Genomic DNA, 10,544 nt, shown 5'->3' on the forward strand with positions numbered 1-10,544 from the left:
GCGACTCCGGCCACCGCGGGCACGGCCACGGCGGCGCGCACGCCGGCGGTCACGCGAGCGACTCGCCCGGCGTGGGTTCGGGCAACCACATCCAGGCGCCGGTCGACGTGCCCGTCAACGTCTGCGGCAACAGCGTCGACGTGATCGGCGTCGGCAACGCCGCCGTGGGCAACGACTGCGCGAACACGGGCGGCGGCCACCACAACCCTCCGGGCGGCCACGAGAACCCGCCCGGCACTCCGGGTCACCCCGGACACCCGGGTCACCCCGGCCACCCCGGACACCCGGGCCACCCCGGACACCCGGGTCACCCCGGCCACCCGGGACACCCCGGGACCCCCGGTCACCCGGGCACGCCCAGCCACCCCGGCACCCCGGGTCACCCCGGCACGCCCGCGACGCCGCCCACCACCGGAGGGAGCACGCCCGGCGGCTCCTCGCACGTCAACACGCCCGGCACCCAGACCGTCGCCGTGCCCGGCGGCCGGGCGCAGCTCGCCCACACCGGCAGTGAGCTGCCCCTGGGCCTCGCCCTCCCGGCGGGCGCGGGCGCACTGCTCGCCGGCGCCGTGCTGTATCGCAGGGCGCGCGCCTCGGCCTGATCCGAGCGCATACATGACAGAGCGGGCCCCGCACCATGCGGGGCCCGCTGCTTGTCAGGACCGTCTCAGCTCACCACGTGGCGCGCACCTGGCGGATGATCCGCCGGCGCAACCGCACCCTGCGGCTGCCGTCGCGCAGCAGGCTCAGACGGTACAACTCCCAGTGACCGTACTCGGCGTGGTCCGTCAGCAGGCGTGCCGTCTCCTTGCGGGACACCCCGCGCGGTACGTACACGTCGACAAATTCGTATTCCGGCATCGCATCTATTGTGCGGGCCGGGGCCCGGTACGGATAGCGTCTGCACTATGTCTGATGCTGCGCAGCCCACCGCTGCCGAGGTACGCGCCGCCGCCGAGGCGGTCAAGACCGCGCTCGACCGCCACCTGGCCGCGGTCGAACGCAGGTCGGGGGAGGACGACCCGGCCGTCTACGAGGCGTTCAACCAGCTGGCGGCGGCCGCGGAGGCCTACGACGAGCTGCTCTACGACCGCTACGACGAGGTCACGCCCTTCGAGATCCCCGGTGACGACACGCTGCCGCCGTACACGGGCCCCGAGGAGCCCCACGCGATCAGCGTGCTGATCCGCCGCGACTACGCCGTGGCCGAGCCGCAGCGGCTGCTGGCCCAGGCCGAGCGGGTGGAGGCCGCGGACTCCGAGGCCGGCGTGGGGGCGGGCGGGGACGCCTCCGGCACGGTGCCCGGGGCGCTCGGCGTCCTCTTCGGCGAGTTCGAACCGGACGAAATCGCCTCGCGGCACAAGGAGTTCGGCCTCGAGGAGGCCGACTCCACCCTGTGGGTCACGGCCTCGGACGAGCTCTCCGACCCCGGCGAATGGCTGGAGACGCCCTTCGAGCACGTCGACCCGGAGCGGGTGGTCTGCCGCTTCGACGTGAGCGCGGTCTTCGACGACGAGGAGGAGGACGAGGAGGACGAGGGCGAGGACACGGACGGCGACGACGAGGACGACCTCGACACCGACCTCGGGGAGGACGAGGACGAGGACCTGGAACCGCTGGACGCGACCGACCGCTGAGGCGGCCGCCGAGTGGATACGCCCCCGCCCCTCCGTCGTCCCCCGGACAGGTCCTAGCCCGCCGCCTGCTCGCGTGCCTGCGCGCGGAGCAGGACGGGCAGGCGGGTCGTCCGGGGTCTGGCCGGGACCTCGGCCACCGCCCGCGGGAGCGCCTGCTCCACGCCGTGCACCACGGACAGGTGCCGGCTCGCCCGCCCGAACGCCGTGTAGACCCACGGCCGGCTGAGCGCCTGCGCCGCGTCGCCCGGCAGTACCACGACCACGGCGGGCCAGCGGCCGCCGGCGGCCTGGTGCGCGGTCAGCGCCCACCCGTGCCGCACACAGCCCTCCACCCGGTCCCTGGCCACGACGACGGTCTCGCCCGAGCAGGACAGGCGCAGTCCCTCGGCGTCGGCGCCCGCCACCTCGCCCGGCACCGTACGGCCGGGGGCGGGGGAGTAGACGATCCGGTCGCCCGGGTCGAATCCGCCGAAGCGGCCGGGACCCGGGTTCAGCCGTTCCTTGAGCGCCGCGTTCAGCACACGGGTGCCGGCCGCGCCGCCGTGGCCCGGGGTGATCACCACGGTCTGCCCGGCCGGGACGCCGATCGCCCGCGGCACCGAGTCCGCGACGAGCTGCACGGTCCGGTGCACGGCCTCGCCGGCGTCCCGCACCGGCACGATCACGACCTCCTTGCCGGGCGCCTCCACCTGGTTCAGCTCGCCGATGCCGACGCCCGAGAGCAGCTCGCCCAGCGGCCCGGGATCGGGCAGCCGGGAGGCGATCTGCGGGCACACCCGCGCCGCCAGCAGGTCCGCGAAGACCCGGCCAGGACCCGCCGACCACAGCACCCCCGGGTCCCCCGACCACACCAGGCGGGCTCCGTCCGGCAGCGACTCCACCAGCAGCGCCGCCGTCTCGACGTCCAGCTGGGGCGCGTCGAGGACGACGAGGAGGTCCAGGTCCAGCGCCCCGTCGCCGTCCCGCCCCGGCCCCTCGGCCCCGGACAGCAGCCCGGCCACCGTGACCACGCCGGGGTGCCCGCCGCTCCCGGCGGGGCGGCCGTCGGGGAGGTCGCCGGCGGGGGCGTCGGTTCGATCGCCGGCGGGCCCGGAGCCGCGCAGCAGTGCGGCGAAGTCGTCCCGGCCCAGCGGGCTGTGCGCGGCGGCCCAGGCTCGCAGCCCCAGGGCGCTCGCCTCGGCGAGCAGCCGCGCCGGCTCGACGCGGGAGGCCTCACCGCCGGTGTGCAGCACCAGGCCGTGGCCCGCGACCGCGCGGATCAGCTCGGCGGCGGAGCCGCGCGCCGAGGCCGCGGCGCGCTCCCAGCCCTCGGCCGGACCGTCCTCCTTCGGTACGGAGTTGAGCAGCCGGGCCAGCCCGTCGGCGAGGCTCTCCTCGGCGAGTGCGTACCGCTCGAGGCCGACCAGGACCCGGACCGGGCGCTGCCCGCCCTCGGCGTCCTCGCCCTCGTCCGCTTCCTCCGTCCCGACCCCGGCGTCCGCGCGCTCGGTGACGGGGGCTCCGGGCTCCTCCAGGGCGTCCTGGAAGACGAGCGCCTCGCCCTCGGTGAGCGCGCTGCTCAGCGCGGCCTCGGGGTCGGGCACCCCGCGCTGGGCCAGGGCGGCGGTCAGCGCGGGCGCCTCCAGGGCCGTATGCCCGGCGAGGGCCGCCTGTTCGAGAAGCCGGACCGTGAAGGCGCGGCCGCGCCGCTCGTCGTCCGGGCCGCACTCCGCGCCGAGCAGGCCCCGCGCGAAGGAGTCGGCCTGCTCCGGGCGCACGCCGGTCACACGCAGCAGCAGCCAGGGGTCCGCGCGCAGGCGCTCCTCGGCACCCTCCCCGAGGACCGCGGCGGTCTGGACGGCGAGCGCCTCGGGGGCGCCGCCCTCGGCCAGGACCCCGCGCACCGCCTGGACGACCTCCGGCGCGGGCCCGGCAGACACGGCGGGGGCCGCCCCGGCGGGCGCGGGCGCCGGGCGTCGTACCGGCTCCTGGGCGGGCCGGCGGCGGGCCGGCTCCGGCTCGGCGAACAGGTCGGTCGTGGGCTTCGCACCGCCCTCCACGGCCCGCACGGCGGCGAGCAGATCGGCCGCCGTGCCGGTCAGCTTGCCCCCGCTCTCGATGGGCCCCGCCTTCTCGGTCTTGCGCCGCTCGATCCGCTCCCGCTCGACCCGCTGCGCCGCGAGCTCCGCCTCCGCCTCGGAAAGCCCGCCACCACCGGCGTCGTCTCCCCCTGCCTCGCCGCCACCGCCGGCGTAACCGGCCTCACCGCCATGTGCCTCGCCGGCACTGCCACCCGCCTCACCGGGACCGTGACCGGCTTCGTCCGGGCCGTGCTCGGTGGCCGTGGCCGGAAGGTCCGGCGTCCCCGGCTCGTCCTGCTCCGTGGTCTCCGGGTCCGTGCTCACAGCGTGCTCCAGTCGTGATCGGGATAGCGGTGCAGGGGCGCCGACACGTCGTCGAGCGCCCGGCAGATCTCGTCAGGAAGACTAAGGGCCTCCACTGACAACGCCGCCGTGAGCTGCTGCGCGTTGCGCGCGCCGACGATCGGGGCGGCCACGCCTGGCCGGTCGCGGACCCAGGCGAGGGCGACCTGGAGCGGGGTCACCGCGAGGCCGTCCGCGGCCGTGGTCACCGCGTCCACGATGCGGCTCGCGGTGTCGTCGAGGTACGGCTCGACGAACGGCGCCAGGTGCTCGGAGGCGCCGCGCGAGTCGGCCGGGGTCGCGTTGCGGTACTTGCCGGTGAGCACACCGCGGCCGAGGGGGGAGGAGGGCAGCATGCCGATGCCCAGGTCGATCGCGGCGGGCAGCACCTCGCGCTCGACGCCGCGCTGCAGCAGCGAGTACTCCATCTGCGTGCTCGCCAGCCGGGTGCGGGGGCCCGGCGCCGCCAGCTGCCAGGTCGCGGCCTTGGCCAGCTGCCAGCCGCAGAAGTTGGAGACCCCGGCGTAGCGCGCCCGGCCGCTGCTGACGGCCAGGTCGAGGGTCTGGAGGGTCTCCTCGAGCGGGGTGAACGGGTCGTAGGCGTGGACGTGCCACACATCGACGTGGTCCGTGCCCAGGCGGCCCAGGGAGGCGTCCAGCGCCGCCAGCAGATGGCCGCGGGAGCCGTCGAAGCGGCGGTCGGGGTCGGGGACGCTGCCCGCCTTGGTGGAGATGACCAGGTCACGGCGCGGCACCAGGCCGTCTATGAGCCGCCCCAGCAGATACTCGGCCTCCCCGTCGCCGTACACGTCGGCCGTGTCGACGAGGGTGCCGCCCGCCTCCCAGAACGCCTTCAGCATGTCCGCGGCGTCGTGCTCGTCGGTGTCCCGGCCCCAGGTGAGGGTGCCGAGGCCGATGCGGGACACGCGCAGGCCCGTACGGCCGAGATGCCTCTGCTCCATGAACGCCGAGATTACTGGCCAGGGATGAGGCGTGGGTTACCTGTGGACAACCGGATTTCCGGCCGGCCGGACCACCCCGCGAGGCGGCCGTCACACCCGCCGTGGCCTGCCGCGACCGGCGCCCCCGCGCTAGGGTCTCCCGCACAAGGACGTTACTGATCGGTAAGGGGAGCGGCATGCAGCTCGGGATCAACCTCGGCTACTGGGGTGCCGGGATGGACGCGGACAATCTGGCCGTCGCCAGGGAGGCCGACCGCCTCGGCTACGCCGTGTGCTGGGCCGCCGAGGCCTACGGCTCGGACGCGGCCACCGTGCTCGCCTGGGTCGCCGCGCAGACCGAGCGCATCGACGTCGGCTCGGCGATCTTCCAGATCCCCGCCCGGCAGCCCGCCATGACCGCGATGACCGCCGCGACGCTCGACTCGCTCTCCGGCGGCCGTTTCCGCCTCGGCCTCGGCGTCTCGGGACCGCAGGTCTCCGAGGGCTGGTACGGCGTCAAGTTCGACAAGCCGCTGGCCCGAACCCGCGAGTACGTCGAGATCATCCGCAAGGCCATGACCCGAGAGCGCCTCTCCTACGAGGGCGAGCACTGGACGCTGCCGCTGCCCGGCGGTCCCGGCAAGCCGATCAAGCTGACCGTGCACCCGCAGCGCGAGCACATTCCGCTGTACATCGCCGCCATCGGACCGAAGAACCTGGAGCAGACCGGCGAGATCGCCGACGGCGCGCTGCTCATCTTCCCCTCCGCCGACCACCTGGAGGACACGGCGCTCCGTCATCTGCGCGCCGGGCGCGAGAAGGCGGGCCTGACGATGGAGGGCTTCGACGTCTGCCCGACCCTGCCGCTCGCCGTCGGCGAGGACAAGGACGTGGCCCGCCTCGCCGACACCTTCCGGCCCTACACCGCGCTGTACGTGGGCGGCATGGGCAGCCGCAAGCAGAACTTCTACAACCAGCTCGCCTGCCGCATGGGCTACGAGAAGCAGGCCGCCGAGATCCAGGACAAGTACCTGTCCGGCGACAAGGAGGGCGCGGCAGGCGCCGTACCGCAGGAGCTCATCGACCAGACCACGCTGCTCGGCTCGGTGGACCGCATCGCCGACCGGATGCGGGCCTACGCGGCGGCCGGGGTCACCACGCTGACCCTGGCGCCCGCCGGCTTCACCCTGGACGAGCGGATCGCCTCGCTCCGGGCGGGCACCGAGGCCCTGGAGCGCGCCGGACTGGCGTGACGCGGGCCCTTGACCCGAGCGGCGACGCCGGAAGGCCACCGGAGTCTTCTGCGGCCGTGGTGGGGGCTCGGGGGTCTTCCCCGCCACGGCCGTCACCGAGAACAACGCGCCCGGCGGCCCGGGGGTTACGGCCCCTGGGGCGCCGTCGTCGCGCGACGGCCCCTGACCGCCGTTCCTCCGTTCGGCGCAGTCGTCCGGCACCCCTGTTGCGGCGCCCCCGCACCCGCACTTGACTCGTCCGTGCGGCGGTCCCGCGGTCCGAACAGGGAGGTGGCCCGATGCTTTCGCCCAGGAGCCTGTTCCAGGAGATCCTCGACCACGACGAGTCGTTCCGGCTGTTCTGTTCGATCGCGGCCGGCGGGGAGGCCCAGGGCGGCTGGGAGAACGGGCGCATCGCCGCCCTCGTACCGCCGCGCGAGCGCGCCCTCGCCCCGAAGATCGCGCGCCACGGCGCCGACGAGGACAAGCACGGGCGCATCTTCCGCGCCCTGCTCTCCAAGCGCGGTCTGGAGCCCGTCCCGGTGCCACCGGAGACCGACTACACCATGCTTCTGGAGCGGCGGGGCATCGGCCTGGCGCACGAGCGGCTGCGCTCCGACGAGCCGCTCACCGTGGCGGACATCGTCGTCTACCTGGCGCACAGCCGGGTCACCGAACAGCGCGCCGCCGAGCAGATGCGGCTGCTGCGCCGGCACTTCGGCGACCACCCCGTCGTGGGACGCGCCGTGCGGATGATCGCCGACGACGAGGACAACCACCTCGCCTACTGCCACGAGGAACTGCTGCGCCTCGCGGCCGCCGGGCACGGCCGGCACATCCAGCGCACCCTGCGCGCGTGCGCGCTGGCCGAGATCCGCGTCCACCGCGACGTGAGCCTCGCCGTCATGGCCCGCATGGGCCGCATCCTCGGCTGGTCCGCGGCCAGGTCCGCGCTGCTCGCCGCCGGCATCCACGCCCTCTACGCCTGCGAGCGCCTCGCCGGCTGGCGCCGCATGGTCACCCTGGAGGCGCCCGCCCGGCGCGACCCCCTCGGCGGGCCGGCCACCCCGTCCCCGGAGTACGTCTGAACCCGGCGGCGCCCGGCCACAGTGGGGGCTACAGCCATCCCCGGCGCTTGAACGTGCGGTACAGGAGCACCTCCAGGACGGCCATCACGACGATCACGGCCGGGTAGGACCAGAGCCAGTGCAGCTCGGGCATGTGGTCGAAGTTCATGCCGTAGATGCCCGCGATCATCGTCGGGATCGCCGCCATCGCCGCCCAGGCGGAGATCTTCCGCATGTCGTCGTTCTGCTGCACGCTGATCTGCGCCAGATGGGCCGACAGGATGTCCGAGACGAGGCGGTCCAGGCCCTCCACGGACTCGTTCACCCGGGTCAGGTGGTCGCTGACGTCCCGGAAGAAGGGCCGCGCCTTGTCGTCCACGAAGGGGACGGCCGTGGCGAAGGTCCCCGTACTGGCGCCCGCGAGCCGGGACATGGGCAGCGCCAGCGGACCCGTGGCCCGCCGGAACTCCGTGATCTGGCGCTTGAAGTTGTAGATCCGCGAGGCCGTGTGCCGTGAACCGCCCCGGTCCGGGGTGAAGACCTCCGTCTCCAGCTCCTCCAGGTCCGTCTGCAGTTCGGTCGCCACGTCCAGGTAGTGGTCCACGGAGGTGTCCGCGATCGCGTACAGCACCGCCGTCGGGCCCTTGCCCAGCATCTCCGGCTCCTGCTCCAGCCGGTGCCTTACGGCGGCCAGCCCGTCGCCCTCGCCGTGGCGCACCGTCACCACGAAGGAGTCGCCCAGGAAGATCATGATCTCGCCGGTCGAGACGGTGTCGCTGCGCGGCTCGTACATCACCGGCTTCAGCACCACGAACAGCGAGTCGTCGTAGATCTCCAGCTTGGGGCGCTGATGCGCCTTCAGGGCGTCCTCGACCGCGAGCGGATGCAGCGCGAACTCCTCGCTGACCAGGCCGAACTCCTTCTCGGTCGGCTCGTGCAGGCCCACCCACACAAAGCCCCCGGCCGCCCGCGCGTCGGCCAGCGCGTCGGAGAAGTCCTTCGGGCCCTCCCGCCGGTGCCCGTCCTGGTAGATCCCGCAGTCGACGATCACGGAGTGTGTTCTCCCTTCGCCCGGCCGTCGCCGGGGTTGTCCGTACGCCTACCCTGGGCCGCATGCCCACGTTGATCCTCGTCAGGCACGGACGTTCCACCGCCAACACCGCCGGAGTGCTCGCCGGCTGGACCTCGCACGTGGCCCTCGACGAGCGAGGCGCCGAGCAGGCCGCGGCGCTGCCCGGCCGGCTCGAGGGGCTGCCCATCGCCGAGGTGGTGACCAGCCCGCTGCAGCGGTGCCAGGAAACCGTACGGCCCCTCCTCGCCGCCCGGCCAGGTCTTCCCGCTCACACCGACGAGCGGATCGGGGAGTGCCACTACGGGGACTGGTCCGGCCGCAAGCTCGCCGAGCTCAAGGACGAGCCGCTGATGGAGGTGGTGCAGGCGCACCCCTCGGCGGCGGCCTTCCCCGGCGGCGAGTCCATGCGCGCCATGCAGACCCGCGCCGCCGAGGCCGTACGCGAGTGGAACGCGCGCGTGGAGCGCGACCACGGGGCCGACGCGGTGTACCTCATGTGCTCGCACGGTGACATCATCAAGTCACTGGTCGCCGACGCACTCGGGCTTCATCTGGACCTCTTCCAGCGGATCTCCGTCGAGCCCTGCTCCGTCACCGCGATCCGCTACACCCGGCTGCGGCCCTTCCTGGTGCGGCTCGGGGACACCGGCGACTTCGCGTCCCTCGCGCCGCGCGAGGAGCCCGCCGGCGACGACGCACCCGTCGGGGGCGGCGCGGGCGCACCGTGATCGTCGGCCGCAGTAGGGTGAAGCGGTCGCCGCCGACTTCCCCCGCTCCGCCGACCTCCCGATTCCTTCGCTTTCCCGATCCAGTCGTTCCCCCGATCCAGTCGTTCCCCCGATTCCCATGGAGACAGGACGTGTCCCGTCAGGTGTTCCTCTACGACCCCCCGGACCGCTTCGTGGCCGGCACGGTCGGACTGCCCGGACGCCGTACGTTCTTCCTCCAGGCCACCGCCGGCGCCCGGGTGACCAGCGTGGCCCTGGAGAAGACCCAGGTCGCCGCGCTCGCCGAGCGCATGGACGAACTGCTCGACGAGGTCGTGCGCCGCAGCGGGGGCAACGCCGCCGTGCCCGCGATGGCCCCCACCGAGATCTCCGACACCGGCCCGCTGGACACCCCCATCGAGGAGGAGTTCCGGGTCGGCACCATGGCCCTGGCCTGGGACGGCGAGGACCAGCGCATGATCGTCGAGGCGCAGGCCCTCGTCGAACTCGACGCCGAGTCCGAGGAGGACCTCGCCGAGGCGGAGGAGCGGCTGCTCCAGGACGAGGAGAACGGCCCCCCGATGCTGCGGGTCCGGCTCACCGGCGCCCAGGCGAGAGCCTTCGCCAAGCGCGCCCTGGACGTCGTCAACGCCGGGCGGCCGCCGTGCCCGCTGTGCAGCCTCCCGCTCGACCCGGAAGGACACGTATGCCCGCGCCAGAACGGATACCGCCGCGGAGCGTGACTCCCGGCGAGACCGCGGACGCGGCGGTCGCCGGGCTGCTCGCCCGCGGTGAGCTCACCGTGCGCGGCCGCATCCGGGACGCCTCCAACGCGGCGCTGTTCTGCACGGTCGCCCACGAGGGCCGGGAGCTGTCCTGCGTCTACAAGCCGGTCGCCGGGGAGCGCCCCCTGTGGGACTTCCCCGACGGCACCCTGGCAGGGCGGGAGGTGGCTGCCTACGAGGTCTCCGAAGCGACCGGCTGGGGCCTGGTGCCGCCCACCGTGCTGCGTGACGGACCCTACGGCGAGGGCATGGTCCAGCTGTGGATCGAGGCCACTCCCGAGGCCGAACTGCTCGCGCTGCTCGACGCCGAGGAGCCCGGCCCCGGCTGGAAGGCGATCGGCTTCGCCGAGGCGGGCGAGGGCCGTACCGCTCTGCTGGTGCACGCCGACGACGAGCGGCTGCGCCGGCTGGCCGTGCTCGACGCGGTGATCAACAACGCCGACCGCAAGGGCGGCCATCTGCTGCCCACCGCCGACGGACGGCTCTACGGCATCGACCACGGCGTCACGTTCAACACCGAGGACAAGCTGCGCACCCTGCTGTGGGGCTGGGCGGGCGAGCCGCTGCCCCCGGAGGCGGCCGGGGTCCTCAAGGGCCTCAGGGACGCCCTGGGCGACGGCGGCACCCTCGCGGCGCGGCTGGCGGGCCTGATCACCCCGGCCGAGGTCGGCGCCACGCGCGCGCGGGTGGACGCCCTGCTC

11 protein-coding genes are annotated in these 10,544 nt (G+C 74.3%); 7 read left to right on the top strand and 4 right to left on the bottom strand.

The features are described 5' to 3' along the window. The coding region (locus IE249_RS39895; RefSeq protein ID WP_189708422.1) for a chaplin at positions 1-602 on the top strand (602 nt) is incomplete at its 5' end. 70 nt (positions 603-672) lie between these two features. Here IE249_RS39895 and IE249_RS25900 read toward each other — a convergent pair. Further along, complete coding sequence (locus IE249_RS25900; protein ID WP_030244084.1) at positions 673-861, bottom strand: DUF5703 family protein; 189 nt, start codon at positions 859-861, stop codon at positions 673-675. Between the two features lie 47 nt (positions 862-908). On the opposite strand from IE249_RS25900, the gene IE249_RS25905 reads away from it, so the two are divergent. After that, positions 909-1,637, top strand: coding sequence for a hypothetical protein (locus IE249_RS25905; protein WP_189708424.1), 729 nt, complete (start codon positions 909-911; stop codon positions 1,635-1,637). Between the two features lie 53 nt (positions 1,638-1,690). Here the strand turns inward: IE249_RS25905 and IE249_RS25910 are convergent, their stop codons facing one another. Together IE249_RS25910 and IE249_RS25915 are read right to left on the bottom strand one after the other, a co-directional pair. After that, on the bottom strand, positions 1,691-4,021 hold the full coding sequence (locus IE249_RS25910) for a helix-hairpin-helix domain-containing protein (RefSeq protein WP_189708426.1): 2,331 nt from the start codon (positions 4,019-4,021) through the stop codon (positions 1,691-1,693). Then, on the bottom strand, positions 4,018-5,001 hold the full coding sequence (locus tag IE249_RS25915) for an aldo/keto reductase (protein ID WP_189708428.1): 984 nt from the start codon (positions 4,999-5,001) through the stop codon (positions 4,018-4,020). Before IE249_RS25915 ends, IE249_RS25910 begins: the two co-directional genes overlap by 4 nt. Positions 5,002-5,177: 176 nt before the next feature. Between IE249_RS25915 and IE249_RS25920 the strand changes: the two genes are divergently transcribed. Together IE249_RS25920 and IE249_RS25925 are read left to right on the top strand one after the other, a co-directional pair. Further along, complete coding sequence (locus IE249_RS25920) at positions 5,178-6,233, top strand: LLM class F420-dependent oxidoreductase (RefSeq protein WP_189708429.1); 1,056 nt, start codon at positions 5,178-5,180, stop codon at positions 6,231-6,233. Positions 6,234-6,511: 278 nt separating this feature from the next. Further along, a complete protein-coding gene (locus IE249_RS25925) occupies positions 6,512-7,300 on the top strand; it encodes a ferritin-like domain-containing protein (protein ID WP_189708431.1) in 789 nt (262 codons plus the stop codon). Positions 7,301-7,328: 28 nt separating this feature from the next. Here IE249_RS25925 and corA read toward each other — a convergent pair whose 3' ends face one another. Continuing rightward, positions 7,329-8,330, bottom strand: coding sequence for a magnesium/cobalt transporter CorA (gene corA, locus IE249_RS25930; RefSeq protein WP_189708433.1), 1,002 nt, complete (start codon positions 8,328-8,330; stop codon positions 7,329-7,331). 62 nt (positions 8,331-8,392) lie between these two features. Here corA and IE249_RS25935 point away from each other — a divergent pair, with 62 nt between their 5' ends. The 3 genes from IE249_RS25935 to IE249_RS25945 all read left to right on the top strand — a co-directional run. Beyond that, positions 8,393-9,079, top strand: coding sequence for a histidine phosphatase family protein (locus IE249_RS25935; protein WP_189708435.1), 687 nt, complete (start codon positions 8,393-8,395; stop codon positions 9,077-9,079). A gap of 131 nt (positions 9,080-9,210) precedes the next feature. Beyond that, the gene (locus tag IE249_RS25940; RefSeq protein ID WP_189708437.1) at positions 9,211-9,801 is read left to right on the top strand and encodes a DUF3090 domain-containing protein; all 591 of its coding nucleotides are present in this window, start codon (positions 9,211-9,213) and stop codon (positions 9,799-9,801) included. Continuing rightward, a partial coding sequence (locus IE249_RS25945) for an SCO1664 family protein (RefSeq protein WP_229859263.1) occupies positions 9,765-10,544 on the top strand: 780 nt, incomplete at its 3' end. The genes IE249_RS25940 and IE249_RS25945, both read left to right, overlap by 37 nt.

Source organism: Streptomyces anandii JCM 4720 (assembly GCF_014650655.1).
Lineage (GTDB): Bacteria > Actinomycetota > Actinomycetes > Streptomycetales > Streptomycetaceae > Streptomyces > Streptomyces anandii.

What these genes read in the sequence shown, in the direction of transcription:
- IE249_RS25900 (WP_030244084.1), bottom strand. Translation starts at nt 861, where the DNA reads ATGCCGGAATACGAATTTGTCGACGTGTACGTACCGCGCGGGGTGTCC.
- IE249_RS25905 (WP_189708424.1), top strand. Translation starts at nt 909, where the DNA reads ATGTCTGATGCTGCGCAGCCCACCGCTGCCGAGGTACGCGCCGCCGCC.
- IE249_RS25915 (WP_189708428.1), bottom strand. Translation starts at nt 5,001, where the DNA reads ATGGAGCAGAGGCATCTCGGCCGTACGGGCCTGCGCGTGTCCCGCATC.
- IE249_RS25920 (WP_189708429.1), top strand. Translation starts at nt 5,178, where the DNA reads ATGCAGCTCGGGATCAACCTCGGCTACTGGGGTGCCGGGATGGACGCG.
- IE249_RS25925 (WP_189708431.1), top strand. Translation starts at nt 6,512, where the DNA reads ATGCTTTCGCCCAGGAGCCTGTTCCAGGAGATCCTCGACCACGACGAG.
- IE249_RS25935 (WP_189708435.1), top strand. Translation starts at nt 8,393, where the DNA reads ATGCCCACGTTGATCCTCGTCAGGCACGGACGTTCCACCGCCAACACC.